Below are 26,830 nucleotides of genomic sequence, written 5' to 3' on the forward strand. Positions count from 1 at the left end.
GCCCTCCCCTGTAGAGCCGAGCCCACGCTCGGCTCATCCGGCAGGAGGGGATTTTGCCAGCAGCAGCCGAGCGTAGGCTCGGCTCTACAGAAGCGGTGCGATCAACCCACGATCCGCAGCACGTCATCCAGCAACGCGGCCGCAGTGACTTCCGCGCCGGCGCCCGGCCCCTGGATCAACAACGGCTGGCGGCGGTAGCGATCGCTGTGGATGGCCACGCGGTTGTCGGTGCCCGCGCCCTGCGCCAAGGGATGATCGGCAGGCAGCTCGCGCAGGCCCACCTGCGCACCTTCGCCGTCAACACGGCCAACGAAACGCAGCACGCGACCGTTGTCACGTGCCTGCTGCCAACGCGCCTGCAGCGGCGCATCCAGCTGCTCCAAGGCAGCCACGGCATCTTCCAGTGGCAACGCCGCCAGCGCATCAGGCACCAGTGAATCCACCTGCACCTGCGAAGCATCCAGCGCCAGCCCGCTGCTGCGCGCCAGGATCAGCAGCTTGCGGCGCACGTCCTCGCCGGACAGGTCCAGGCGCGGGTCCGGTTCGGTATAGCCGGCCGCCAGTGCCTCACGCACCGCAGCCGAAAACGGCGACTGGCCGTCATAGCGATGGAACAGCCACGCCAGCGAACCGGACAGCACGCCTTCGATGGCGTGGATGTGATCACCACCGGCCACCAGCGCGCGCAGGCTGCTCAGCAGCGGCAGGCCGGCGCCCACGGTGGCGCTGTCGCCATACCGCGCGCCACTGTCGGCACAGCTTTCGGCAATGGCCTGCGCGCGGGCGAGCTGCGCGCCTCGGCCCAGCTTGTTGGCGGTCACCACGTGCACGCCGCGCGCCAGCCATTGCACGTGGCGGGCGGCCACGTCTTCACTGGCCGTGGCATCGACCACCACGTCGCCACGCTCCAGTCCTTCGGCGCTGGCCCACGGCGGCGAGTTGAGGCCGCCACGCGGTGCACGGCGTGCCAGTTCCAGCGGCAACGCCAGGTCGCGATCGATCTCCAGCGCGGTGCGCGAGTTGGCCAGCCACTGCACGCTGGGCAGTTCCAACCCGCGTGCCTGCAGCGCCTGGTAGCGCTGCACGAAGGCCGAGCCGACCGTACCGGTACCGAGCAATGCCAGGCGTCCCGCGCCCAGCGCAGGAATGTCAGCGGCGAGTGCGCTCATGCGTCCACCACCTGTTTGCGACGTGCGGCGGCATCGATCACCGCTTCGGCGCGCTGCAGCGCGGCACCGAGATCGGCCAGCAGGTCACGTTCGGCCTCGATACCGACCGACAGGCGCAGCAGTCCTTCGCTGATGCCGGCCGCCGCGCGTGCTTCGGCCGTCATCGCTGCATGGGTCATGGTGGCCGGATGCGCGATCAGGCTTTCGACGCCGCCCAGCGATTCGGCCAGGGTGAAACAGCGCAGCCCGTCGACAAACGCACGCACTGCCGCGTGCGGATCATCGCCTTCGCAGTCGGCCAGTTCGAACGACAGCATCGCGCCGAAGCCATGTTGCTGGCGCGCGGCGATGGCGTGGCCCGGGTGATCGGCTAGGCCCGGGTAGTACACCGCACCGACCGCCGGATGCTGGTCCAGCAGGGCAACGATCGACGCCGTGTTTTCCTGGTGCACGCGCAGGCGCGCATCCAGCGTGCGCAGGCCGCGCAGGGTCAGGAACGCATCGAACGGCGAACCGGTCAGGCCCAGCGCGTTGCCCCACCACACCAGTTGCTCGTGCAGCGCCGGATCGCGCGCGACCACCGCACCGCCGACCACATCGCTGTGGCCATTGATGTACTTGGTGGTGGAATGCAGCACCAGGTCCGCACCAAACGACAGCGGCTGCTGCAGCGCCGGCGACAGGAAGGTGTTGTCGACCACCACGAGTGCACCGGCCTTGTGCGCGGCATCGATGACGAAGCGCAGGTCGGTGATGCGCAGCAGCGGGTTGGACGGGGTTTCCACCAGCACCAGCTTCGGCTGCGTGGCCAGCGCCTGCGCCAGCGCGCGCGGATCGGTCAGGTCGGCGGTGACCAGTTCGAAGTGGCCCTTCTTCGCCAGCGCATTGAACAGGCGCCAGCTGCCGCCGTAGGCATCGTGCGGCACCACCAGGGTGTCGCCCGGCTGCAGCAGCGCGTTCAGCACCAGATTGATCGCGCCCATGCCCGTCGCGGTGATGACGCCGCCGGCGCCGCCCTCCAGTTCGGCCAGCGCTTCACCCAGCAGATCGCGGGTGGGGTTGCCACTGCGCGTGTAGTCGTACTGGCGCTTGTTGCCGAAGCCTTCAAAGCTGAAGTTCGACGACAGCACGATCGGCGGCGTGACTGCGCCATGCGCGGTGTCCCGATCGATGCCCGCACGGACGGCGGCAGTGGTACGACTACAGGACGGCTCGTTGGCGTGCAGGCTCATGTGGACTCTCCAGAAGTGCGGAAGGCGGTGGCGAGGATCGCGTCGATGCGATCGGTTTCTTTGAGGAAGGCGTCGTGGCCATAGGGCGAGCGCAGCACGCGCAGGCTGCCACGCGGGCCCAGCCCTTCGACCAGGCCGACCAGGTCGGCCAGCGGCACCAGGCGGTCGCCCTCCACGGCCACCACCACGGTCGGCGGCAGGATCGCGGTGGGGTCGACGCGGTGCAGGTCGATCGATTCGGACAGGCGCAGGTAGGCGGTCACCGGCGTGCGCGCGACGTACTGCGCACCGGCCGCATCGAGATAGTCTTCGGCGGCTACACGTACACGGCCATTGATGACCTCCGGCGCGGCATCGAAGCGCTCGCCGAATTCCTCCGGCGTGCGATAGCTGAGCATGGCGAACTGCCGGGCCAGGGCCAGGCCGTGGTCTTCGCCGCACTGCAGCTGGCCCAGCGCGACCGCGCGGCGCTGCAATGCGCGCCAGGCGGCGGCATACGGATGCGGGCGATGCGCACCGCTGGCCAGCACCAGTTGGCGCACGCGGGCACGATGCCGGATCGCGAACTGCTGGCCGACCAGCGCACCATACGAATAGCCGACGAAGGCCTTCAGCGCGCGGATACCGAGATGGTCCAGCAGCAGCGCCAAGGCATCGGCCTGGTCGGCGGTATCGATCGGCACATCCAGTGCACCGTCGGCACCGATGAAATCGAAGGCCAGCACGCGCAGCTGCTGCGGATCCAGCGCGCGGCCGCTGCCCACCAGGTCTTCGGCCCAGCCCTTCTCGCTGAACTGCGCGTTGGACGCCACGTGGCGATGGGCGGAAATGCCGCCGGCCAGCACCACCACCGGTGCGTTGGCCGGGCCGACCCACTCATAGCGCAGGCGCACCGGGCTGGGGCCGGCGTGGCGCATCGACAGCACCGCGGCGAACTCACCGCGCTCGGCATGCACGCGGTCTTCAACCGGCACGCTGACGGGGACAAAGGGTTCGGGGCGAAGCGCGGTACTGGCGGCGAAGCTCATGGCGGGATCCGGTTGGGGAATCGGCCATCGAGCCTTCGCGGGGCCCGCGTTCGAGATGCACGTGTGGTGCATGGTTCGAACCATCTTTCGGTGGACGCCACGGTCCCCGCAGGATTTGGCACCTACGCAGACGCTTGCGCGCCTGCGGGCTGCCCCGGCTTCAAAGGGCCTGTCCCTCTGCCGGTCTCGATGGTGGGGCCACGATGCCAGCCCTTTCCGGCACTGTCAATCCCTTCATGCGGATAAAGCGATGAATATTTTCAGATCCACTCTGCGAGGGCGGTCCCGGTCGCCCCGTTCAGGATCAGCTACAGTCCCGGCGGTCCTTTTCGCTGGAAACGCCGATGCCGCGCCTGCCCCTGTCCTGCCTGCTGCTGCCTCTGCTGGCGAGCGCGACCGCACACGCCGGCGACTGGCGCCAGGGCTGGGGACTGGTTGCCTCGCCTGCCTCGGCAACCCGCTCAGGCAGCGCCGGAGGCGCCGCCCCCATGGCCCAGTTGCGCCTGCAGCCGGTCGGTACGCAATGGCAGGCCCGGATCGACAACGGGCTGGCAGGGCCGCTGCAGATCCAGCTGCGCGCCGCCCCCGGACACCCGGTCGAAGGCCTCCCGGTCGAATCGCTGATCCAGGGCGACAGCAGCCTGGTGGTCGGCCACCTGACCGCCCCGATCGATGGCCGCACGCTGGACCTGCGTCTGCAGTCGGTGCCGGGCAACCCGGCCGCACAGGCCGAAGATATCGCCTACCGCCTGCCTTTCGATGCGGCCCGCCTGCGCGTGGACCAGGCGCCGCAGGGACGCTTCAGCCATGACGACGAGGAGAACCGCGACGCGGTCGACTTCGCGCTGCCGGAGGGTACCCTGGTGCTGGCCGCGCGCGAGGGCACGGTGATGCAGATCCAGGATGGCTTCCGTGGCAACGGCCAGGACCGCGAACGCGATGGTGCCCGCGCCAACTTCATCCGCGTGCTGCACAGCGACGGCAGCATGGCCCTGTACGGCCACCTGCAGGCCGGCGGCATGCGCGTGCGTCGCGGCCAGGCGATAGGGGCCGGACAGCCGATCGGCCTGTCCGGCAACAGCGGCTACAGCAGTGCCCCGCACCTGCACTTCGTGGTGCAGGTCAACCGCGGCATGGGCCTGCACTCGGTGCCGGTGCGCATCTTCGCCGAGCAGGGCCAGCTGCAGTTCGCCCGCCAGGGCGAGGCCGAAGGCGGTACCGGGCGCTGACCGCCCCTGGCCGGTATAATCGGGCGCTTATCTCTTTGAAAAGCGCCCCGGGCGGGCGCCACTGCCATGTCCGAAGTCGCCAACGAAGCGTCGCGTCGCCGCACCTTCGCCATCATTTCCCACCCTGACGCCGGCAAGACCACGCTGACCGAAAAGCTGCTGCTGTTCGGAGGCGCGATCCAGATGGCCGGTTCGGTCAAGGGCCGCAAGGCCGCCCGCCACGCCACGTCCGACTGGATGGCGCTGGAAAAGGAGCGCGGCATCTCCGTCACCTCCTCGGTGATGCAGTTCCCGTACGAAGGCAAGATCGTCAACCTGCTCGACACCCCCGGCCACGCCGACTTCGGCGAAGACACCTACCGCGTGCTGACCGCGGTGGACTCGGCGCTGATGGTGATCGACGTGGCCAAGGGCGTGGAAGAGCGCACCATCAAGCTGATGGAAGTCTGCCGCCTGCGCGACACCCCGATCATGACCTTCATCAACAAGCTCGACCGCGAGGGCAAGGACCCGATCGAGCTGCTGGATGAAGTGGAAACCGTGCTCGGCATCCAGTGCGCGCCGGTCACCTGGCCGATCGGCATGGGCCAGCGCCTGAAGGGCGTGGTCCACCTGCTGACCGGCGAAGTGCACCTGTACGAACCGGGCCGCAACTTCACCCGCCAGGACTCGACCATCTTCCCGTCCATCGATGCCCCGGGCCTGGCCGAGAAGATCGGTGCACAGATGCTGGCCGACCTGCGCGACGAACTGGAACTGGTGCAGGGCGCCAGCCACCCGTTCGACCTGGACGCCTACCGCGCCGGCAAGCAGACCCCGGTGTTCTTCGGGTCCGGCGTGAACAATTTCGGCGTGCAGCCGCTGCTGGACTTCTTCGTCGAGCACGCACCGTCGCCGCAGGCGCGCTCCACCACCGGCCGCGAGATCGCCCCGGAAGAAAACAAGCTGACCGGCTTCGTGTTCAAGATCCAGGCCAACATGGACCCGCAGCACCGCGACCGCGTGGCCTTCATGCGGGTCTGCTCGGGCCGTTTCAGCGCTGGCATGAAGACCTTCCACGTGCGTACCGGCAAGGAAATGAAGCTGGCCAACGCGCTGACCTTCATGGCCAGCGACCGCGAGATCGCCGCCGAGGCGTGGCCGGGCGATGTGATCGGTATCCACAACCACGGCACCATCTCCATCGGCGACACCTTCACCGAAGGCGAAGCGGTGACCTTCACCGGCATCCCCAACTTCGCCCCGGAACTGTTCCGCCGCGCCCGCCTGCGCGATCCGCTCAAGCTCAAGCAGCTGCAGAAGGGCCTGGCCCAGCTGTCCGAGGAAGGCGCGACCCAGTTCTTCCGCCCGCTCACCAGCAACGACCTGATCCTGGGTGCCGTCGGCGTGCTGCAGTTCGACGTGGCCGCCTACCGCCTGAAGGATGAGTACGGTGTGGAAGCCACCTTCGAGCCGGTCAGCGTGACCACGGCGCGTTGGGTCCACTGCAGCAACGAGAAGAAGCTGGAAGAGTTCCGCGAGAAGAACGCGCTGAACCTGGCGCTGGATGCGGCCGGCCACCTGGTCTACCTGGCACCGACCCGGGTCAACCTGCAGCTGGCCCAGGAACGCTCGCCGGACGTGCGCTTCTCGGCCACCCGCGAAGCAGCGCATACCGTTTCGGTAGGCTGATGCCACGGGGTCGGATCCCTTTCCGGCAGGAAAGAGCTCTGACCCCAGCCGTCGCGGGCGGTTCATCCACGCAACACAGGGATTCACCGACCATACGGTGACGGGCGTGCACATGTCGCCCATCGCGGCGATGATAGGGGGGTGCGGGTCCCCCTCCCCGCGAACGATGCCTACGTCATGTCCACGACTTCCGTTGCTTCGATCCGCGAAGAAATCGCCAGCGCCCTGACCCACGGCCTCGGTGCCGTGTTCGCGCTGGGTGCCGGCGCGGTGCTGATCACCCTGGCCGCCATCTACAGCGATGGCTGGCAGCTGGCCGGTGCCATCGTGTTCGGCATCGCGCTGCTGCTGCTGTACACCGCCTCCACCCTCTACCACGCCATCCAGCACCCGGTCGCCAAGGGGCGGCTCAAGGTGTTCGACCACTGCGCGATCTACGTGCTGATCGCCGGCACCTACACCCCATTCACCCTGATCGGCCTGCGCGGCCCGTGGGGCTGGGGCCTGTTCGCCGCGATCTGGACCCTGGCCCTGGCCGGCGTGGTGTTCAAGCTGTTCTACACCGGCCGTTTCAAGCGCCTGTCCACCGCCATCTACGTGGCCATGGGCTGGCTGGTGATCGTGGCGGTCAAGCCGATGCTGGCCTCGATCGACGGCTGGACGCTGGGCTGGCTGCTGGCCGGCGGCCTGTCGTACACGCTGGGCACCTATTTCTACCACCGCGAATCGATCCCCTATTCGCATGCGATCTGGCACCTGTTCGTGATCGGTGGCAGCGTCTGCCACTTCGTCGCGGTCACCATGCAGGTGCTGTAGATCCCAGTCCATGTGTGCGTGCACACCGCGCACATGGACGCTTCGCGCCCCGTCCACGATGAGGGAGCAACCATGGCCGCGTGAATGCCGCCGCCTCCCCCGCCGCGCCGCGCACCTCGCGCTGGCGCCTCCGTCGACCCGGCCCACGTGGCCGACGCTGGCTGACCGCCCTGGTCTTTCTGCTGGCGGCGATCCTGGTGCTGATCGCCCTGTGGGACTGGAACTGGTTCAAGGGACCGGTCGAGCGTGCCGTGCAGGCGCGTACCGGCCGTGTGCTGCACATCGGGAACCTTGATGTCGACCTCGGCCGTACCAGTACGATCCGCGCCGATGCGATCACCTTCGCCAATGCAGGCTGGGCGAAGCAGCCGAACATGGCCAGCGCCGACCGCGTCGAGATCGACGTGCGGGTCTGGCCCCTGCTGCGCGGCAGCGTGCAGCTGCCCGAAGTGCGCCTGACCCGGCCGGACGTGCTGCTGGAAACCGCCCCGCGCAAGGGCGAACCGGGCAACTGGGATTTCCTCGGTGACAGCGCCGGCGGGGCAAGCCCGCAGCTCAAACGGCTGCGCATCGATGACGGCCGCCTGCAGTTCCTCGATGCGCTCGGCCGCACCGATATCCGCGTGGACGTGCGCAGCGGCCAGCCGAAGCAGGCCGACGCCGCACCGCCTCTGCTGGTGCAGGGTAAAGGGCACTGGCAGGGCAATCCGTTCACCCTTCGCGGCGGCACCGAATCTCCACTGCAGCTGACCGACAGCGACCACCCGTTCCGCATCCACCTCGACGGCCGCGCCGGCGCCACCCACGCCGTCGCCAGCGGCACATTGACCAACCCCTTCCAGCTGCGTGTGTTCGACCTGCAGTTCGCGCTCAGCGGCCAGGACCTGGCCGACCTCTACCCCTTGCTCGGCATCGCCATTCCGCCGTCCCCGCCCTATGCGTTGAACGGTCGGCTCAAGCGTGACCACAACCTCTGGCGTTATGAGCAGTTCACCGGCAAGGTCGGCGACAGCGACCTCGGCGGCAACCTGCAGTTCGAAGTGGGCGGCGCGCGCCCGCGACTGACGGCCACGCTGGAATCCAAACGCCTGGACTTCGATGACCTGGCCGGCTTCGTCGGTGCGCCACCGAAGACCGGCGGCGGCGAAACCGCCAATGCGCAGCAGAAGGCCGAGGCCGCACGGGTGGCTGCCCGTGCGCGCGTGCTGCCCGACACGCCCTACAACCTCGGCAAGCTGCGTGCGATGGATGCCGACGTGCGCTGGAAGGCCCATCGCATCAACGCGCCCTCGTTGCCGCTTGACGACATGGATGCACACCTGTTGCTGGATGACGGCGTGCTGCGGCTGGACCCACTGAACTTCGGCGTCGCCGGCGGCGACATCCGCAGCACGATCCGCATGGACGCGCGCCAGCCGCAGATCAGTACCGCGCTGAAGGCCAGCGTGCGCGGCGTGCAGCTCGGCCAGTTGTTCCCCGACGCCAAGCTGGCCGAACAGGCCAAGGGCGGCATCGGCGGCGAGGTGGACCTGAGTGGCCGCGGCAATTCGATCGCCGCGATGCTCGGCAGCAGCAACGGCAAGGTCGGCCTGGCGATGGGCCGTGGCCATGTCGGCAACCTGGTGATGGAGCTGGCCGGCCTGGATATCACCGAGTCGCTGAAATTCCTGGTGACCGGCGACAAGCAGATCCCCCTGCGCTGCGCCTTCGCCGACTTCGGCGTGCGCGACGGCCTGATGACCAGCCAGGCGCTGGCGGTGGATACCACCGACACGATCATCATCGGCGAGGGTACGGTCAGCCTGCGCGATGAGACCCTGGACCTGCTGCTGAAACCGCGCCCGAAGGACAAAAGCATCCTGGTGCTGCGCTCGCCATTGCACATCGCCGGCACCTTCAAGGACCCGTCGTTCCGCCCGGACTTCAAGGCGCTGGGCATCCGCGGCGCGGTGGCTCTGGCACTGGGCAGCATCGCCCCGCCGGCGGCATTGCTGGCGACCATCGAACTGGGGCCGGGCAAGGATGCCGACTGCGGCGGGCAGTATGCGAAGTAGGAGCGGGTGTTCGCGGCGCCTCGTTTTTCCGCGCGTAGAGCCGGAGCAAGGCGACAGGCAGGACACGCCGTAAATACGTCCCTGTAGGCTCGGTCGGCGCATCCATGCGCCTCACGGTCCTGCCTGCCGCCTTGCTCCGGCTCCGGACAGTTTCCAGCGCGCGGAACGAGAGCGGAAATTCAAAGTCAAAAGAAAAAAGCAAAGTCAAAAGCGGTTGCCAACCAAGGTTGGCAGCTACCAAAAGCAGATCGCCTGCGACAAAGCTCACCGCGCTCGCGGCAATGTATCCAGAGGCTGAGGGCATGGGCGTGCAGGACCGTTGGCGCCATGGATGGCGCCATCGAGCCTACAGGGATGTACTTGCGGCGTGTCCTGCACGCCCATGCCCTCAGCCTACCGACGTATCAGGAAGGCGCTGCTTTGGCTTTGGCTTTGGCTTTGAGCTTCAAAAAGCGGGCCGGCGGGCCGCAGGCCCGCCAGCGAACAACTCACCCTGCCACGATGTACTGCTGCAGCTGGTCCAGCTCGCGCCGCTGCGCATCGATCACCGACTTCACCAGATCGCCGATGGAGATCACCCCCAGCACCTGCGCGCCCTCGACCACCGGCAAGTGGCGGATGCGGTAGTCGGTCACCAGTTCCAGGCAGTGCTCCACCTTCTCGCCCGGCGACACGGTCACCACCTGCGCCGTCATGATCTCCGCCACCGCGGTATCGCGCGACGAACGATCACGCAGCACGATCTTGCGCGCGTAATCACGCTCGGACAGGATCCCGACCAGCCGCGGCCCGTCCATCACCAGCACCGCACCGATGCCCTTTTCCGCCATCAACCGGATCGCATCGATCACCGCCGCATCCGGCGCGACCGCATGTACTTCAGGAGACTTGCCGTCCAACAGTTGCCGTACCGTCGTCATCTGCCTGCCCTCCGAGGGTGGGTTGCAGGGCCGAGTCTGCCACGGCGGATGCTAGCCACGCGTCAACCAGGTACAACGGCCGCTGCTTGGACTCTTCGTACAGCCGCCCCAGGTACTCGCCGATCAGGCCCAGCGCGATCAGCTGCACCCCACCCAGGAACAGGATCACCGCCATCATCGTCGGCCAACCCGCCACCCGGTCGCCATACAGCGCCGCCTTCACGATCACCCACAGGCCGAACACGAACGCGACCGCTGCGGTTGCCAGGCCCAGGTAGGTGGCGGCTCGCAGCGGCACGGTCGAGAACCCGGTGATGCCTTCAAGGGCGAAATTCCACAGCCGCCACAGGCTGAATTTGCTGGTGCCGGCCACGCGCGCGTGGCGGTGATAGGGCACGGCAATCCGCTTGAAGCCTACCCAGCTGAAAAGCCCCTTCATGAAGCGGTGGCGCTCACGCATCCCGCGCAGGGCGCTCAGCGCGCGCGGCGACAGCAGGCGGAAATCTCCGGTATCAGCCGGAATCGGCGTACGCGACAGGCGGCCCATCACCCGATAGAACACCGCTGCCGTGGCGCGCTTGATCCAGGCCTCGCCATCGCGGGCCATGCGCGTGCCGTAGACATTGTCATGGCCCTCGCGCCAGCGCGCGACGAACTGCGGCACCAGCTCCGGCGGATCCTGGCCGTCGGCATCGAGGATCATCGCAGCACCCTCGTGCACCAGATCCAGGCCTGCGGTCAGCGCCGCCTCCTTGCCGAAGTTGCGCGACAGCTTCAGCGCCGAGACGCGCGCATCGGCCTGGGCCAGCCCGGCGATCACCTCCCAGGTGCGATCGTGGCTGCCGTCATCCACATAGAGGATGTGGCCGTCGATGTCGGGCAGGCCGTCCAGCACCGCGCACAACCGCGGATGCAGCAGCGGCAGTGCCAGGGCCTCGTTGTAGGCGGCGATGACAAAAGTGAGCCGTTCGCGGGTCATGCCCGGATTGTACGTTGCCCGCCGGGCGCACGGCCCGTCGCCTGTCGATCACGCCACGCCTGTCTCAGTCCTCCGACAGGTATGACGCGCCCCCCAGCTGGCGCGCCTGGCGCTGGATCCATGCGGCGCGCCGCTGCACATACGGCCCCGGTGCGGCCGCGTTGTAGCGTCGCGGTGCCGGCAGTACCGCCGCCAGTCGCGCGCTCTCGGCCGGGCTCAGCCGGGCCGCGTCCTTGCCCCAGTATTTCTGCGCTGCCGCCTGCGCGCCGTACACACCATCACCGAATTCGGCGATGTTGACGTACATCTCCAGGATGCGCTCCTTCGGCCACAGCGCCTCGATCAGCACCGTGTACCAGACTTCCAGGCCCTTGCGGATCCAGCTGCGGCCCTGCCACAGGAACAGGTTCTTGGCCACCTGCTGGCTGATCGTGCTGGCGCCGCGCAGGCGCCCGCCCCTGGCGTTGTGGTCGCGGGCCTTTTCGATGGCCTGCAGGTCGAAGCCATTGTGGTCGGGGAAGCGCTGGTCCTCGGCCGCCACCAGCGAGATCGGCAGGCTCGGGGCCATCTGGTCGAGGTCGCGCCACTGGTAATGCAGCCGATAGGACCAGTCGGCCTCGCCCAGCGCCTCGCCATAGCGCCACAGCATCACCGTGGACACCGGCGGGTCGATGAACCGCAGCACCAGCACCTGCAGGCAGCTGAAGGCGGCCAGCAGCACCGGCAGCCACAGCAGCCGCTTCCAGCGCCAGCGTCGCCGGCGCGGCGCGGCCACCACCGCCTCTACCTTGTGCTGCTCTCCCGCTGCCCCCATTACTGGTGCATCCTTCTTCTGTCTGGTTGTCGGCGCATTATCCGGCAACCGCCCCCGTTTACGCGCGATGTGAGCCGATGACCGCCAACTCCGATTCCCTGATCCGTTTCCTGCTCCCCGACGCCGGCGTCCGCGGCGTGCATGTGCGCCTGCAGGCCACCTGGCAGGAAATCCTGTCCCACGCCGCGTACCCGGACGCCGCTGCCGAGCTGCTCGGCGAGGCCTGTGTCGCCTCGGCACTGTTCACCGGCCACACCAAGATCGACGGCCGCCTGTCGGTGCAGCTGCGCAGCAGCACCGCCCTGCGCACCCTGTTCGCCGAATGCACCGCCGCCGGCACCCTGCGCGGCATCGCCCAGCTCAGCGAAGGCGCCGACGCGCCGCGTGACCTGTCCAGCCTCGGCGAGGACGCCATCCTGGCCATCACCATCGAGAACCCCGGCCTGGACCCGCGCGAGCCGCAGCGCTACCAGAGCCTGGTCGCGCTGACCGCGCCGGAACTGGACGAGGCCTTCGAGGACTACTTCCGCCAGTCGGAGCAGCTGCCGACCCGCCTGCTGCTGGCGGCCGACCGCAACGGTGCCGCTGGCCTGCTGCTGCAGAAGCTGCCGGGCGACGAAGGCGACGAGGATGGCTGGGCCCGCGCCAGCGCCTTGTTCGAGACCCTGGGCAAGGCCGAGCTGCTGGCGACCCCGGCCGAGCAGCTGCTGCACCGCCTGTTCCACGAGGAGCGGCCGGAACTGCTGGGCGACAAGCCGCTGTCCTTCGCCTGCTCCTGCTCGCGCGAGCGGGTGGCCGGCATGCTGCAGTCGCTGGGGGAAGAGGAGGCCCGTGCGGCCGCCGAGGACACTGGCGCCGTCGAGGTGCGTTGCGAATTCTGCGGGCGCGAGTATCACTTTCCATTGACGGAGTTCGGCATACTGTTCCACGGCGCCCAGGGGGTTGTACCGGCGCCTGAACGACTTCAGTAAACGGCAGTCTTGTACCTGGGGAGGATCAAGGCTTGTTAAGAATTCATAAACACCCTAGGATCAGGTTCCCGTCCCCACGGGAACTTCCGTTGTCCGTCCCTGTCTGAACTGGTCCGATGCGTACCTACCTGCGTCTACCGCTGGCCCTGCTGATCGCCCTTGGCGCGATCACGGGCGTGCATGCGCAGAGCAAGGACACCCGCACCGTCCTGCCGGTATGGAACAAGGGCAGCGGCAAGGTCGAGGCGCTGCTGTACCTGGAACCGACCGGTGAACAGGCAGCCGGCGCCCGCTGGCATTTCGGCCGCAATTCGCTGGACGCGGCCTTTGGCCTGTCCTCCGGCGATTCGCTGGGCCTGCTCTGCAACAGCAGCAGCGGCACCAGCATCAGCGGCCTGGCCAGCCATTGCATGCTGGCCAGCCTGGGCGACGAGGATGATCTGAACAGCCGTCGTTTCAGCGGTACCGCCGCGCTGAACCGGGGCAACAGCCGCCTTGGCATCACCGCCGGCACCGGCCGTGAAACCCTGCCCGCCTGGTTGTCGGGCCCGAACAAGACACCCTCGCTGCGCGCCGAGCAGAACGATCTGACCGTGTTCGCGCAGAAGAACATCGGTCGCGAAGGCTTCGTCTCCATTGCCGGTACCTACGCCAAGGCGCGCCTGGTTCCGCTGGCCGACGCCTCGCCGGCCATCGTCGACCGCTGGGACAGCAAGAGCCTGAGCATCGGCGCCGGTTACGGCAACTTCACCGGCAGCATCATCGGCCGCGTGGTCGACGTCCCGGGCAAGCCCGGCAAGTGGGAAGGCCTGGGCATCGGCCTGACCTGGCGTACCCCGTGGTCCGGCCAGCTCACCGTCGGCGCCGAGAATGTGATCAGCCGCGGCAAGAATCCGTTCTCCCCGCGCAACGAAAGCAACGACGACGGCACCGTGCCGTATGTGCGTTACGAACAGGATCTCTGATCCCGGTAAACAGGCTCAGCAACGATATTCCCAAAGGCGCCGAAAGGCGCCTTTTGCATAAGCATGCCTGCTACGCACTTACGTAATCGGTATCGCCACTGGGCGATGAAACAGTGCGCATCGACATAGTGAGATACATTTCAATCGAAACTTTTTTCATCATTCTGCGTTAACAAACGAGGCAGAACGTCATGCCCATACCAGCAACCTTTTGATTGGCATGGAGAAAGCGCATTTTTACCAAAATCACAGACTTGATTAACACAGCTTTAATTCTTGGCGAACGCCCGTTACTATCGGGTCAGCCTCGCGATTTGGGAGCGCTTTTTCGCTCCCCCGCCGGGCATTAACCCCAGCCAAGATTTCTTGGAGAGAGAGAGAGCCAATGAAACTCAAGTCCAGCCAGCTGCGTGACGCAGTTGTGATCGCGCTTGTCGCCGGTGCCACCACCGCGACGGCCCACGCCCAGGAAGCCACCAACCTCGACCGTATCGAGGTCACCGGTTCGCGCATCCGTCAGGTCGATACCGAAACCGCCCAGCCCGTCCTGAGCATCAGCCGCGCTTCGATCGAGAAGAGCGGCTTCAAGACGGTTGCCGACGTCCTGCAGAACATCTCTGCCGCCGGCAGCCCGGCCATCAGCCGTTCCGAGCCGCTGTCCTCCGGTGAAGCCGTCGGTGGCTTCTACATCGACCTGCGCAACCTCGGTGCCGAACGCACGCTGGTGCTGGTCGACGGCAAGCGCCTCGGCGCCAGCGTCAGTGGCCTGCAGGACGTGTCGCAGATTCCGTCCTCCATCGTCGAACGCATCGACGTGCTGAAGGACGGCGCCTCGTCGATCTACGGCTCCGACGCGATTGCCGGCGTGATCAACATCATCACCCGCAAGAACTTCCAGGGCCTGGAAGCCAATGCCTACGTCGGCCAGTACGGCGAAGGCGATGGCCAGAAGAGCAGCTTCGACTTCGTGGCCGGCTTCACCGGTGATCGTGGTTCGGTCACCATCGGCGCCGAATACGCCGAAGAAAAGGCCGTCTGGGCCAAGGATCGCTGGTTCAGTAAGTCCCAGCGCACCAACCGCCACCCCGACCGCGGTTGGACCTCGGTCAGTCAGTGGGGCGCGCTCTATGATCTGAATGATGAAGAAGCACCGCTGCTGACGCTGAACCGTGGCGGAAATCCGTTCGATCCGAACGCCTATCACGAGACCGACCTCACCCCGATCACCGGTGACGTCAGCAACTCGAACGAGCAGATGCACCTGCTGACGCCGACCAAGCGTCGCTCGGTGTTCGCAAACGTGCAGTACGACCTGACCGACAACATCCGCTTCGTCTCCGACCTGCTGTACACCCGTCGCGAGTCGCAGGCCCAGGTCGCCGGTTATCCGCTGCAGTCGGCCGACTACGAGCGCCAGCTGGGTACCGTGCTCTCGCAGGACAGCTACTACAACCCGTTCGGCACCGACATGGGCTTCATCCGCCGTGGCTGGGAAGTGCCGCGCCTGTCGACCAACAAGCTGACCACCTTCCGCTTCACTGGCGCCCTGCAGGGCAGCTTCCAGTTCAATGACAAGTACTTCGACTGGGAAGCCGGCTACATCTACCAGAATTCGGAGAACCTGCAGACCCAGACCGGCAACTACAACATGCTGGCGGTCACCCAGGCCACCGGTGCGTCGTTCCTCAACCCGGCCACCGGCCGCGTCGAGTGCGGCACAGCCGCCGGCCTGGCCGCAGGCACCAACCCGATCTATGGCCCGGGCCCGGGCGGCTGCATTCCGTGGAATCCGGCCATTCCGTACGGACGTACCGGCGACGGCGGCCTGACCGGCAATCCTGCCCTGCAGCAGTTCCTGTTCCCGACCACCAAGAACACCGGTGAAGTCACCACCAAGACCTACTACGCGAACATCGCCGGCAGCCTGTTCACCCTGCCCGCCGGCGACCTGGGCTTCGCACTGGGTTACGAGTACCGCGAAGACAAGGGCACCTACGTTCCGGATGCGCTGTCGCAGTCGGGCTACTCGACCGATCTGGCCGCCGGCCCGACCGGTGGTGGCTACAACGTCAACGAAGTCTATCTGGAGCTGAACGTTCCGATCCTGGCTGACCTGCCGGGTGCCAAGGAACTGAGCTTCAACGCCGCATCGCGCTACTCGAAGTACAACACCTTCGGCAACACCACCAACAACAAGTTCGGCCTGAAGTGGAAGCCGATCGACCAGCTGCTGGTGCGTGCAACCTACGCCGAAGGCTTCCGCGCGCCGACCATCGACAACCTGTACGGCGGCAGCTCGCAGACCTTCGCCTACTTCACCGATCCGTGCGATACCGATTTCGGTCTGGCTGCCAGCGATCCGGCCACCGCCCAGCGTTGCGCCGCCGCCCTGGGCGCACTGGCCCCGAATTTCCGCCAGCTGAAGCAGGGTTACGTCCCGGCGGAAGGCCAGGATGAGCAGAGCCCGGTGCCGTTCAACGCCGTCTCCAACCCGAACCTGACTCCGGAAAAGTCCAAGTCCAAGACCGTCGGCCTGGTGTGGAGCCCGACCTTCGCCCAGGGCCTGAACATGAGCCTGGACTGGTGGAACATCAAGATCACCAACACCATCGTCACCGACGATCCGACCACCCAGCTCAACGACTGCTACGTGCTCGGCATCGCCGACCGCTGCAACTCGTTCACCCGCGACGCAACCCGCGGCATCGTGACGAACCTGACGTACGCACCGCGTAATGCCGGTTACCAGGAAACCGAAGGCTTCGACTTCGATGTGGCCTATCGCTTCGAAACCAGCAGCTGGGGCAGCTTCAACGCCAACCTGCAGAACACCTACGTCAGCAAGAACGTGCTGAAGACCACCAATGCCGAGTCGGTTCCGGTGTCGGTGCTCAATGGCTTCAGCAGCAACTTCCGCCTGCGTTCGAACCTGGTGCTGGGCTGGGAATATGGCGATTGGGGCATCACCTGGGGTACCCGTTACTTCTCCAGCGTGAAGGAACAGTGCTACTTCTCGACCGAGTGCAGCCTGCCTGACTTCGGCTCGCCGGATCCGGCACGCAACCAGCCGATGAACCGCCGTGGCGCCACCACCTTCCACGACGTCCAGGTCTCCTGGAACGCACCGTGGAATGCAACCATCGCCGTGGGCGCGCGTAACGTGTTCGACCATTACGGCCCGCAGATGTACTCGGCACCGAACTCGCAGTACTCCTACTACGGTGGTTACGACATCGGTCGCTTCATGTACATGCAGTACAAGCAGAAGTTCTGATCGGCAGCCTGATCAGCTGATGCAGCAACGGCCCCGCAAGGGGCCGTTGTTCTTTGTGCCGCATGGAAACAGCTGGCCAGCGCGCAACAAAAAAGGCCGCGGCATCGCCGCGGCCTTGCTTCGACATCATTCCCTGGCGCTCATCCGTTCGGAATCAGCGTCTCGATCAGATGCTCGACGTACGCCTCGAAATCCTCGCGCGCCTGCTTGGGTTGCTGCAGCTGCAACGACAACTGCAGGAAGCCGACATAGGCGGCGTAGGCAAGACGTGCGCGATGACGCGCATCGGTCGAGCTGAGCCCGGCCTGGCGGAACGAGGCGACCAGATAATCAAGGCGGCGCTGCGAGACGCGGTCGATCACCGGCCGCACCATCGGATGATCCAGTGCCTTCAGCAGCTCGCTGTAGATGATGTGCGGCTGCACTTCATGCGCCACCATCTGGAACAGCTGGCGCAGGCGCACGCGCGGATCCGGCACGTCTTCCAGGCTGCCGAACACCTGTTCCTGTTCGAACAGTTCCCAGCGTTCCAGCGCCGCCTGCAGCAAGGCATCGCGCGAAGGGAAATGCCAATAGAAACTGCCCTTGGTGACGCCGAGCCGCCGTGCCAGCGGCTCCACCGCGACGGCGCCGACACCTTGTTCAGCAATCAGATCGAGGGCCGCCTGGGCCCAGTCTTCGGCACTCAGGCGGCTGTTGCGGCCGGCGCGCGGTTCGCCGGCGGAAGCGTCAGGTTGATTCATGGGCTGATTTAACCATACGCCGGGGTTCGTTGCAGTACGCGGTTGCGGTCGAAACCGTCGCAGATCCCTCGGGAGGGTCAATTCAGGCGCGTTCCGCAGCGCACCATACCGTGCAGTATTGACTTCCCCCCGAAGCGATCCATACTAGCAAGTATGGTTACGTCCCCACCTCCCGCTGCGTTCCATGACCTGCGCCTGGACGCCGCCCATGGCGCCCGCCTGGCAGCCACCGCCAGCGACCATGGCCGGCGCGGCCGGGTGCTGTTCGCGCATGGCTTCGGCCAGACCCGCCACGCCTGGAATGCCACCGCCCGCGCACTGAACGCGGCCGGCCTGCAGACGCTGGCCTATGACGCCCGCGGCCACGGCGATTCGGACTGGAATGCCGCCGACCTGCCCTATCACGGCGAACAGTTCGCCGATGACCTGATCGTGCTGGCCGGCGAGCAGCCGCGCCCGCCGGTACTGGTTGCAGCATCGATGGGCGGGCTGTTCGGCCTGCTGGCCGAATCACGCTGGCCGGGCCTGTTCTCGGCGATGGTGCTGGTCGACATCACCCCGCGCTGGGACACCGCCGGCGTCGAGCGCATCCTGGCCTTCATGACCGCCCATCCCGACGGCTTCGCCTCGCTGACCCAGGCCGCCGACGTGATCTCGGCGTACATGCCGCACCGTCCGCGCAAATCCGAGCAGTCGCTGCGTGCCCTGCTGCGCGAGGACGGCCACGGCCGCTGGCGCTGGCATTGGGACCCGCGCCTGGTGGCCGAGCTGGCCCGCGACAGCGAACAGCACCAGGATGCGCTGGCCGAGGCCGCGCGCCAGGTGAAGTGCCCGCTGCTGCTGGTCAGCGGCGGACGCAGTGACCTGGTCACGCCGCAGACCGTGGCCGAATTCCTGGCGTTGGCGCCGCATGCGCGCCATGTACAGCTGCCGCAGGCCACGCACATGGTCGCCGGCGATGACAACGACGCCTTTACCGCTACTGTGTTGGACTATCTGGACGTGTTGCCCGCAGCGGACGCTGCGGCTTCGTCCGCCACAAACGAGCACGTCACCGGAGCACGCTCATGAGCATCGTTCTTCCCTTCCTCGCCCTGCTGCTGGCAGGCGCGTTCGTCGCCTACCACCGCATGCGGCTGGTTACCTGGACGCTGATCAGCGTGGCCCTGCTGGCCGCCTGCTGGTTCATTCCCTACGTCAACCAGACCGCCACGATCGTCGCGGCCGCTGTGTTGGCCGTCATCGCCGTGCCGCTGCTGCTGCCGTTCATCCGCAAGCCGCTGCTGACCGGCCCGATGATGAAGGTGTTCCGCAAGGTGCTGCCGCCGCTGTCGCAGACCGAGCGCATCGCGCTGGAAACCGGTTCGGTCGGTTTCGAGGGCGAACTGTTCACCGGTGATCCGGACTGGAACATCCTGCTGAACTATCCCAAGCCGCAGCTGACCGCCGAAGAACAGGCCTTCCTTGATGGCCCGGTGGAAGAGCTGTGCACGATGGTCAACGACTGGGAAATCACCCATGTCCACGCCGACCTGCCGCCGGAACTGTGGGCCTTCATCAAGAAGAACAAGTTCTTCGGCATGATCATCCCGAAGGAATATGGCGGCCTGGGCTTCTCCGCGCTGGCTCACCACAAGGTCATCCAGAAGCTGGCCTCGGTGTCCTCGGTGGTCAGCTCCACCGTCGGCGTGCCCAACTCGCTGGGCCCGGGTGAACTGCTGGTGCATTACGGCACCCAGGAACAGAAGGACCAGTACCTGCCGCGCCTGGCCGATGGCCGCGAAGTTCCCTGCTTCGGCCTGACCGGTCCGTTCGCCGGCTCCGACGCCACCTCGATCCCGGACTACGGCATCGTCTGCAAGGGCGAGTGGAACGGCGAGCAGGTGCTCGGCGTCAAGCTGACCTTCGACAAGCGCTACATCACCCTGGCCCCGGTCGCTTCGCTGATCGGCCTGGCCTTCCGCATGTACGACCCGGATGGCCTGATCGGCGAAACCCGCGACATCGGCATCACCCTGGGCCTGCTGCCGCGCGACACCGCCGGCGTTGAAATCGGCCGTCGCCACTTCCCGCTGAACTCGACCTTCCAGAACGGTCCGATCCGCGGCAAGGACGTGTTCATCCCGCTGACCCAGCTGATCGGTGGCGCTGCCATGGCCGGCAAGGGCTGGAACATGCTCAACGAGTGCCTGGCCGTGGGTCGCTCGATCACCCTGCCGTCCACCGCCAGCGGCGGTGCCAAGGCCGGTGCTGCGGTGACCGGCGCCTATGCGCGCATCCGCAAGCAGTTCGGCCTGTCGGTCGGCCGCTTCGAGGGCGTGGAAGAAGCGCTGGCCCGCATCGGCGGCAAGGCCTACAAGATCAGCGCACTGTCGCAGGCCACCGCCGCCGCGGTCGATCGTGGTGACGTGCCGTCGGTGCCGTCGGCGATCGCCAAGTATCACTGCACCAACATGAGTCGCGAAGTGATCTCGGACATGATGGACGTGATCGGCGGCAAGGGCATCATCCTGGGGCCGCGCAACTTCGCCGGCCGCAGCTGGCAGGCCGCGCCGATCGCGATCACCGTGGAAGGCGCCAACATCATGACCCGCAGCCTGCTGATCTTCGGCCAGGGTGCGATCCTCTGCCACCCGTGGGTGCTGAAGGAAATGAAGGCCGCGCAGGATCCGGATACCCGTGCCGGCCTGCAGGACTTCGACCGCAGCCTGTTCGGCCACATCCGCTTCGGCATCTCCAATGCCGTGCGTTCGTTCTGGTTCGGCCTGACCGGCGCGCGCTTCGGTGCCGCCCCGGGCGATGCCTATACCCGCCGCTACTTCCGCAAGCTGGACCGCTACTCGGCCAACCTGGCGCTGATGGCCGACATCTCGATGATGACCCTCGGCGGCAAGCTGAAGTTCAAGGAATCGCTGTCCGGCCGCCTGGGCGATGTGCTGAGCCACGTCTACATGACCAGCGCCATGCTCAAGCGCTACCACGACGAAGGCGCACCGCAGGCCGACCAGCCGCTGCTGGCGTGGGCCTTCCATGACAGCGTGCACAAGATCGAAGAGTCGCTGTCGGCCGCACTGCGCAACTTTCCGATCCGTCCGATCGGCTGGCTGATGTGGGCGCTGATCTTCCCGCTGGGCCGTCGCGCCGAGGCTCCGGGAGATCGCCTGAGCCGCCGTGTCGCCGCCCTGCTGATGGCGCCGAATGAAGCCCGCGACCGTCTGGCCAGTGGCGTGTTCCTGACCCCGTGCGAGAACAACCCGGGCGGCCGCATCAACAGCTACCTGAGCAAGGCGATCATGGCCGAGCCGGTGGAGCGCAAGTTCCTGAAGGCACTGAAGAGCAAGGGCATCGAGGCGCTGGACTTCAAGGCGCAGCTGGACGAAGCCGTGGCCGAGGGCGTGATCACCCAGGACGAGCGCAGCCTGCTGGAAGAGCTGCGTACGCTGACCCTGGACACCATCACCGTGGACGACTTCGACACCCACGAACTGCGCGCGGCCAGCTACTACGACCGCCAGCACAAGGATCCGCATTCGCAGGCGGCCTGATCGCCCGCGAAACGCGCTGCCTCGACGGCGGGCCTCGGCCCGCCGTCGCTTTATCCGCCGACCGGAATACCCCTCATGTCCACGCCCCTGCTCTCGCTCTACCACCGCCTGCAGCGCTGGCCCGCGGGCAACTGGCTGTTCTCGCGCGCGGTGTGCTTCAAGGCGCCCTACTTCGCCAGCATCGCGCCGCGCATCACCCGCCTGGAGCACGGCCGCTGCGAAGGCACGCTGGCCGACCGCCGCAGGGTGCGCAACCACATCGGCACGGTGCACGCGATCGCGATGTGCAACCTGGCCGAACTGACCGCCGGGTTGATGGTCGACGCGTCGCTGCCAAAGGGCATGCGTTGGATCCCGAAGGGGATGCAGGTGCAGTACCTGGCCAAGGCACGCGGCACGCTGCAGGCGGTGGCGCTGCCGGCACAGCCGATTGTCGTCGCGGCCGAGGGCTATGCGCTGCCGGTGACAGTGAGCGTGCGCGACCGTGCGGGCAACGAGGTGTTCAGCGCGGTCATCGACATGTGGATGTCGCCGGCGAAGTGAGGTTCCCGCGAACGGCGCAGCCCCTCGTGGGTGGACGGCGAAAGCGGTTTATCGGTTGGGCCGGAGGGATGGGTCCATGCGGGGACGCCGCAAGTACGTCCCTGTAGGCTTAGCCGCGCCATCCATGGCGCGGATACCCCGCCCGGCCCCACCCCTCCGGCCTCGGACAGATCACTGCGGCGTCCAGCCACGGAAGAGAAAAAAGAAGAGCAACAGCAAAAGCGGCCCACCGGCCGCTTTTTGCTGTTGCTGTTGCTGTTGCTCTTGATCTTCTTTTTCTTCTCCGTGGGCTGGCCGCGCACGGAAACTGTCAGGGGCCGGGCGGGTTGGGTTCGCGGGGGTGTCCGCGGCATGGATGCCGCGGCCAAGCCCACAGGGACGTACTTGCGGCGTCCCCCGCGAACCCAACCCGCCCGGCCAACCCCATGACAAGCTTCACGCGACCAACCCACGAGGGGCTGCGCCGTTGGCTGGAAACTACGCTACCGCGCGAAACACCAACGCCAGGATCGCAGGCACCGCCTGGATCATGAAAATGCGGCGGCTCACGCTGTAGGCGCCATAGCACCCGGCCACCACCACGCAGGCCAGCGAGAACGTCACCAGCACCGGTTGCTCGATCACCAGCCCCACCACGATGCCCGCCGCCAGGAAGCCGTTGTACAGGCCCTGGTTGGCCGCCAGCACGCGCGTGGTCTCGGCCTTCTCCGGCGTGTTGCGGAAGGTCTTCAGGCCCAGCGGGCGGGTCCACAGGAACATCTCCAGCACCAGGAAGTACAGGTGAAGCACCGCGACCAGTACGGTCAGCAGCAGCGCGATCAGCGACATCGTTTCTCTCCTCGGGAAGATGGGGCCGCGTCAGCGGTCGCGCGGCAGTTTCTTTTCTTCGCGCAGCACGCCGAACGCAGCCAGGGTCATGAAGCCGGCCACCAGCACGCCGCCGATGAACACCACGTGCGAACCGAACAGGGTCAGCGCCTTGTGGACCCAGGTGAAACCCAGGTCCGCGCCGCGGTACACCACGGTATCGATCGCCGCGCCGGCCTTGTAGCGCCACTGCCGGTCCACGCGCGTGTAGATCGTCTCGCGTGCCGGCTTGGCCAGTGCGAACTCGCTGGCGCGGGTCATCACCTGCACCACTGCGACCATCAACGGCATCGGCGAGGCTGCCAGCACCGAGAAGCCGATCAGGATCGCGAACCCGGGAATCAGCAGCGCCGGCGCGATGCCATGGCGTGACAACAGCCAGCGGGTCAGGCCCACCTGCATCAGCAGCGCCAATGCATTCACTGCCAGATCGATGCGCGAGAAGAACGCGGTACTGGCCGCCGGGTCGGTGAAGGACGCGCGCACGATGCTGGCCTGCTGGTTGTACAGCAGCGTGCCGACGCCCACGCCGAACACCACCATCACCGCCAGCCAACGCAGCAGCGGCTCGCGCACGATCAGTTTCAGGCCGTCGAGCACGCTGCCGCCCATCGGCTGCTCGCCGGAGACCAGTTGCTGTTCGCGCTCGCGCAGCACCGCCCAGTGACGCAGCCGCCAGATGCACAGCAGGCACACGACCAGGAACCCTGCCGAGACCAGCATCAGGTTGGCGATGCCCACGCGCTGCACCAGCGCACTGGTGATCAACGGGCCCAGGAAGGCACCGAGGGTACCGGCGGCGCCGATGTAGCCGTAGTAGGCACGCGCCTGCGCATTGGAGAACACATCGGCCATGAAGCTCCAGAACACCGCCACCGCAAACAGGTTGAACACCATGACCCAGAAGAAGAAGGCCATGCCCCGGCCGGGTATGCCGCTGTCGAACAGCACGTAGAACCCCAGCAGGGTGACGATGAAGAAGCCATACACCGCCGGCAGGAACACCCGCCGCGGGAAGCGGCTGACCAGCCAGCCGTACACCGGCTGCAGCGCCAGCATGATCACGAACACGCAGGAGAACAGGAACTGCAGGACGAAGTCCTTCAACGCGACGCCGTGGCTGGCGAACCAGGCGATCAGCACGGGCGGGAACACCGTTTCCAGGTCCGCCGAGGCGGCCATGGCCTCACGCACCGGGCGCAGCACGTAGTAGCCGCTGAGCAGGCAGAAGAAGTACAGGAACGACCACCACAGCGCCGGCGACTCGCGCAGCGCCGCCGTCAGGCCTCGCAGCGGCCCCTTGCCCGGTGCAGCGCTCACGCAGCGCCCCTCGCCCACAGACGGCGGTTGGACAGCAGCATGGCAGGCTCCGGGGCAGTGAAGCGCGTACGTTAGCCAATGCACCGCAACATCGCCAGCGTGACGCGCCCCCGCGCCTGCGGATGGGCACGACGACCGGCCGGGATGACACGTTCCGATACACACTTTCGGGGCGTCAAAATTCCAACTTTTTCAACAAGATGCGCATTCATCTTCGCTTTGTTTGTGCACAGGGGAAAAGCGGCGCTAGAATCGCCATCAGCAGTCGCGCACGGGTCCAACCGATGAAAAAGAACAGCCTGCGTCGTCCGATCCGTTCGGCGGCCACCGGTTTGCTGGGCATGTTGATGCCCGTTGCCTTGTCCACCACCGCGCAGACACCGCCGGCATTGCCGCCGATGCCGACCAACATCGAATCCGCGACGGCTCCCACCGTCGCCCACACCCAGCCTGCGGCCTACCGCACCGGCCTGGTGCCGCACGTCCAGGCGCCGGCGGCTGGCTTCAACGTCGCCAACATCGAATCGATGGCGCAGCAGCTGACCTATGGCGAGCGCGTGCCAGGCATGGCGGTGGCGATCGTGCAGGGCGGCCGCATCCTCAGCGCGCGCGGCTATGGCGTCACCGACGTCAACAACCCGCTGCCGGTCGATGCGCACACCGTGTTCCGCCTGGCCTCGCTGTCCAAGGCCTTCGCCGGCACCATGGCCGGCCTGCTGGTCAACGACGGCACGCTGCGCTGGGACAGCAAGGTCACCGATTACGTGCCGGGCTTCCGCTTGAACTCGCCGGAAGCCACCGATCGCCTGACCGTGGCCGACGTGCTCAGCCATCGCGTCGGCCTGCCGTACAACGCCTACGACCGCGACATCGAAGGCAACGCCGAGTACTACTCGCTGACCCAGAAGCTGGCCAACACCAGCCTGAAGTGCCTGCCGGGCGACTGCTACGCCTACCAGAACGTGGCCTTCAGCCTGATCGGCGACGTCGTCTATGCGGCCTCCGGCAGCTTCTACGAGCAGTCGGTCGAGCGCCGCATCTTCAAGCCACTGGGCATGAACGATGCCAGCCTCGGCCTGGCCGGCATCCAGGCCAGCTCGCGCTGGGCGCGCCCACACGTGCGCAGCCGTAACGGCTGGGTTTCGCTGACGCCGAAGCCGACCTACTACCGCGTTGCTCCGGCGGCCGGCGTCAACGCCAGCGCCAGCGACATGGCGCAGTGGCTGCTGGCCCACACCGGCCATCGCCCCGACGTACTGCCGGCCCCCCTGCTGGCCACCCTGCATTCGAGCCTGATCAACACCCCCGGCGAGATGCGTTCGGGCTGGCGCCGCGAGCGCCTGCATTCGGCCGGCTACGCACTGGGCTGGCGTACCTTCGACTACGCCGGCCACGACGTGGTGTTCCATGCCGGTGCCGTGCAGGGCTATCGCGGCCTGGTCGCACTGGTGCCGGAACGCGATCTCGGCATCGCCATCCTCTGGAATGGCGAAAGCGGCCTGCCCAGCGGCCTGCTGCCGACCGTGCTCGACTCCGCGCTCGGCCTGCCGGCGCAGCGCTGGCTGGACGTGGACACTGACTTCGGCAGCGACAACCTGATGGCCGAGGGCGCCAGCCCGGCGCAGCAGGACAAGCGCAAGGGCAAGGGCGCCTCGGGCAATCGCGCGGTGGCTTCGCCGCGCTGATCAGCCGGGCTCGACAGTGAGCATGAAGGGCGGCCTGCGGGCCGCCCTTTTTGTTGGCCGTTGTAGCGTCGAGCCCTGCTCGACTGTTCGTGCAAAGCAGTCGAGCACGGCTCGACTCTACAGACACGAAGAAGCAGTCGAGCACGGCTCGACGCTACACATGCGGAACTAGTGCGCGAAGTAGTGCATGCCGCCGTCCACCGGAATCACCGCACCGGTGATGTAGGCGGCCAGCGGCGAGGCCAGGAACGCCACCAGCGGCGCCACTTCCTCCGGTTCACCGAAGCGTCCGATCGGGATGTTGCGGGCGATGAACGCGCGTCGGCTTTCCTCGGAGGGGTGCAGGCGGTCCAGGATCTGCGCGCTGTTGATGCGCCCCGGTGCAATCGCGTTCACCGTGATGCCCTGCCCGGCCACCTCCGACGACAGGCCCTTGCTCCACAGGTGCAATGCCGCCTTCGCCGCGGTGGCAGCGTTCACCGCCCGCGGTTCCATCGAACCGCTGAAATTGATCACCCGTCCCCAAGCCTGCGCCTGCATGCCGGGCAACAGCGCCTGGGTCAGCCGTCGCGCGGCGGAGAAGTTCAGGGCGATCGCTTCCTCCCAGATATCGTCATCGGCATCGACCGTGGTCGGCCGGGAACCGCCTGCGGCATTGACCAGGATGTCGACACGTTGCAATGCCTCTCGGGATGCGTCCGCGATGCGCCGGACGTCGCCGGCAACCGTGACATCGCCAGCCACGATGACAGGTGTGGCGCCGCCTTCGGCTTCGATCCGTGCCGCCAACGCCTGCAGGGGTGCCTGCTGACGCGAGGTGATGGCAACGCGCACGCCCTGGGCCGCCAGCTGCCTGGCGACGGCAGCACCGATGCCACTGGCCGCGCCCGTCACCAACGCGGTACGGCCTGCAAGATTCAAGTCCATGGTGTTCTCCTGTCAGCATGGCCGGCACATCCGGCCCCTGCACGACATGCTGTTTGATCACCCCTGATTGATAAACTC

At 66.8% G+C, this 26,830-nt stretch carries 21 protein-coding genes and 1 riboswitch; of the genes, 11 read left to right on the top strand and 10 right to left on the bottom strand.

The features are described 5' to 3' along the window. Nucleotides 1-101: 101 nt before the first annotated feature. Genes ACUZUJ_RS16805 through metX form a run of 3 tightly spaced genes read right to left on the bottom strand, consistent with a single transcriptional unit; the run spans nt 102 to nt 3,429 of the window. The gene (locus ACUZUJ_RS16805) at nt 102-1,169 is read right to left on the bottom strand and encodes a homoserine dehydrogenase family protein (protein ID WP_049442998.1); all 1,068 of its coding nucleotides are present in this window, start codon (nt 1,167-1,169) and stop codon (nt 102-104) included. Continuing rightward, nucleotides 1,166-2,401: an O-succinylhomoserine (thiol)-lyase gene (locus ACUZUJ_RS16810; RefSeq protein ID WP_101765934.1), complete on the bottom strand. Its 1,236-nt coding sequence runs from the start codon at nt 2,399-2,401 to the stop codon at nt 1,166-1,168. The genes ACUZUJ_RS16805 and ACUZUJ_RS16810 overlap by 4 nt, the downstream gene beginning before the upstream one ends. Then, complete coding sequence (metX, locus tag ACUZUJ_RS16815; RefSeq protein ID WP_049442996.1) at nt 2,398-3,429, bottom strand: homoserine O-succinyltransferase MetX; 1,032 nt, start codon at nt 3,427-3,429, stop codon at nt 2,398-2,400. The genes ACUZUJ_RS16810 and metX overlap by 4 nt, the downstream gene beginning before the upstream one ends. A gap of 77 nt (nt 3,430-3,506) precedes the next feature. Further along, a riboswitch (SAM riboswitch) is annotated at nt 3,507-3,625 on the bottom strand. Nucleotides 3,626-3,773: 148 nt separating this feature from the next. Between metX and ACUZUJ_RS16820 the strand changes: the two genes are divergently transcribed. The 4 genes from ACUZUJ_RS16820 to ACUZUJ_RS16835 all read left to right on the top strand — a co-directional run bounded on the left by ACUZUJ_RS16820 (nt 3,774) and on the right by ACUZUJ_RS16835 (nt 9,199). Beyond that, entirely contained in the window at nt 3,774-4,658 is an 885-nt protein-coding gene (locus ACUZUJ_RS16820) for a M23 family metallopeptidase (protein WP_458220276.1), read from the top strand. 66 nt (nt 4,659-4,724) lie between these two features. Continuing rightward, complete coding sequence (locus ACUZUJ_RS16825) at nt 4,725-6,329, top strand: peptide chain release factor 3 (protein ID WP_014038155.1); 1,605 nt, start codon at nt 4,725-4,727, stop codon at nt 6,327-6,329. 177 nt (nt 6,330-6,506) lie between these two features. Then, nucleotides 6,507-7,145 (top strand): PAQR family membrane homeostasis protein TrhA, encoded by a 639-nt coding sequence (gene trhA / locus ACUZUJ_RS16830; RefSeq protein WP_014038156.1) that lies wholly within the window; start codon nt 6,507-6,509, stop codon nt 7,143-7,145. 80 nt (nt 7,146-7,225) lie between these two features. Further along, complete coding sequence (locus ACUZUJ_RS16835; protein WP_049442994.1) at nt 7,226-9,199, top strand: AsmA family protein; 1,974 nt, start codon at nt 7,226-7,228, stop codon at nt 9,197-9,199. Nucleotides 9,200-9,687: 488 nt separating this feature from the next. Here ACUZUJ_RS16835 and ACUZUJ_RS16840 read toward each other — a convergent pair whose 3' ends face one another. The 3 genes from ACUZUJ_RS16840 to mtgA form a co-directional block, all read right to left on the bottom strand. After that, the gene (locus tag ACUZUJ_RS16840) at nt 9,688-10,119 is read right to left on the bottom strand and encodes a CBS domain-containing protein (RefSeq protein WP_458220275.1); all 432 of its coding nucleotides are present in this window, start codon (nt 10,117-10,119) and stop codon (nt 9,688-9,690) included. Next, nucleotides 10,079-11,098, bottom strand: a complete 1,020-nt coding sequence (locus ACUZUJ_RS16845) for a glycosyltransferase family 2 protein (protein ID WP_101765936.1) — start codon at nt 11,096-11,098, stop codon at nt 10,079-10,081. Before ACUZUJ_RS16845 ends, ACUZUJ_RS16840 begins: the two co-directional genes overlap by 41 nt. Before the next feature lie 64 nt (nt 11,099-11,162). Continuing rightward, nucleotides 11,163-11,912 (bottom strand): monofunctional biosynthetic peptidoglycan transglycosylase, encoded by a 750-nt coding sequence (gene mtgA / locus ACUZUJ_RS16850; protein WP_458220274.1) that lies wholly within the window; start codon nt 11,910-11,912, stop codon nt 11,163-11,165. Between the two features lie 77 nt (nt 11,913-11,989). Here mtgA and hslO point away from each other — a divergent pair, with 77 nt between their 5' ends. The 3 genes from hslO (at nt 11,990) to ACUZUJ_RS16865 (ending at nt 17,122) form a co-directional block, all read left to right on the top strand. After that, nucleotides 11,990-12,883 carry an Hsp33 family molecular chaperone HslO gene (gene hslO, locus ACUZUJ_RS16855; RefSeq protein WP_049442992.1) on the top strand — a complete coding sequence of 298 codons (894 nt, stop codon included), beginning with the start codon at nt 11,990-11,992 and terminating at the stop codon, nt 12,881-12,883. Between the two features lie 116 nt (nt 12,884-12,999). Next, nucleotides 13,000-13,848, top strand: a complete 849-nt coding sequence (locus tag ACUZUJ_RS16860) for an XOO1806 family protein (RefSeq protein WP_014038162.1) — start codon at nt 13,000-13,002, stop codon at nt 13,846-13,848. 385 nt (nt 13,849-14,233) lie between these two features. Then, nucleotides 14,234-17,122: a TonB-dependent receptor domain-containing protein gene (locus ACUZUJ_RS16865; protein WP_049442991.1), complete on the top strand. Its 2,889-nt coding sequence runs from the start codon at nt 14,234-14,236 to the stop codon at nt 17,120-17,122. 140 nt (nt 17,123-17,262) lie between these two features. On the opposite strand, the gene ACUZUJ_RS16870 is transcribed toward ACUZUJ_RS16865, so the two are convergent. Further along, nucleotides 17,263-17,865 carry a TetR/AcrR family transcriptional regulator gene (locus ACUZUJ_RS16870; protein WP_005418411.1) on the bottom strand — a complete coding sequence of 201 codons (603 nt, stop codon included), beginning with the start codon at nt 17,863-17,865 and terminating at the stop codon, nt 17,263-17,265. A 153-nt stretch (nt 17,866-18,018) separates the two neighbouring features. On the opposite strand from ACUZUJ_RS16870, the gene ACUZUJ_RS16875 reads away from it, so the two are divergent. The 3 genes from ACUZUJ_RS16875 (at nt 18,019) to ACUZUJ_RS16885 (ending at nt 21,953) form a co-directional block, all read left to right on the top strand. Next, complete coding sequence (locus ACUZUJ_RS16875; RefSeq protein ID WP_014038164.1) at nt 18,019-18,936, top strand: alpha/beta fold hydrolase; 918 nt, start codon at nt 18,019-18,021, stop codon at nt 18,934-18,936. Then, nucleotides 18,933-21,410: an acyl-CoA dehydrogenase gene (locus ACUZUJ_RS16880; RefSeq protein ID WP_014038165.1), complete on the top strand. Its 2,478-nt coding sequence runs from the start codon at nt 18,933-18,935 to the stop codon at nt 21,408-21,410. The genes ACUZUJ_RS16875 and ACUZUJ_RS16880 overlap by 4 nt, the downstream gene beginning before the upstream one ends. 75 nt (nt 21,411-21,485) lie before the next feature. Further along, complete coding sequence (locus ACUZUJ_RS16885; RefSeq protein ID WP_101765937.1) at nt 21,486-21,953, top strand: hotdog fold domain-containing protein; 468 nt, start codon at nt 21,486-21,488, stop codon at nt 21,951-21,953. 477 nt (nt 21,954-22,430) lie between these two features. Here the strand turns inward: ACUZUJ_RS16885 and ACUZUJ_RS16890 are convergent, their stop codons facing one another. Beyond that, on the bottom strand, nt 22,431-22,781 hold the full coding sequence (locus ACUZUJ_RS16890) for a DUF1304 domain-containing protein (protein ID WP_101765938.1): 351 nt from the start codon (nt 22,779-22,781) through the stop codon (nt 22,431-22,433). A 30-nt stretch (nt 22,782-22,811) separates the two neighbouring features. Further along, nucleotides 22,812-24,140 carry an NTP/NDP exchange transporter gene (locus tag ACUZUJ_RS16895; protein ID WP_119006994.1) on the bottom strand — a complete coding sequence of 443 codons (1,329 nt, stop codon included), beginning with the start codon at nt 24,138-24,140 and terminating at the stop codon, nt 22,812-22,814. Nucleotides 24,141-24,424: 284 nt separating this feature from the next. Between ACUZUJ_RS16895 and ACUZUJ_RS16900 the strand changes: the two genes are divergently transcribed. Then, nucleotides 24,425-25,825: a serine hydrolase domain-containing protein gene (locus tag ACUZUJ_RS16900; RefSeq protein ID WP_075676850.1), complete on the top strand. Its 1,401-nt coding sequence runs from the start codon at nt 24,425-24,427 to the stop codon at nt 25,823-25,825. A gap of 168 nt (nt 25,826-25,993) precedes the next feature. Here ACUZUJ_RS16900 and ACUZUJ_RS16905 read toward each other — a convergent pair whose 3' ends face one another. After that, on the bottom strand, nt 25,994-26,752 hold the full coding sequence (locus tag ACUZUJ_RS16905; RefSeq protein WP_101765939.1) for an SDR family NAD(P)-dependent oxidoreductase: 759 nt from the start codon (nt 26,750-26,752) through the stop codon (nt 25,994-25,996). Nucleotides 26,753-26,830: the final 78 nt, after the last annotated feature.

The sequence above is a fragment of the Stenotrophomonas sp. S4 genome, assembly GCF_054187805.2.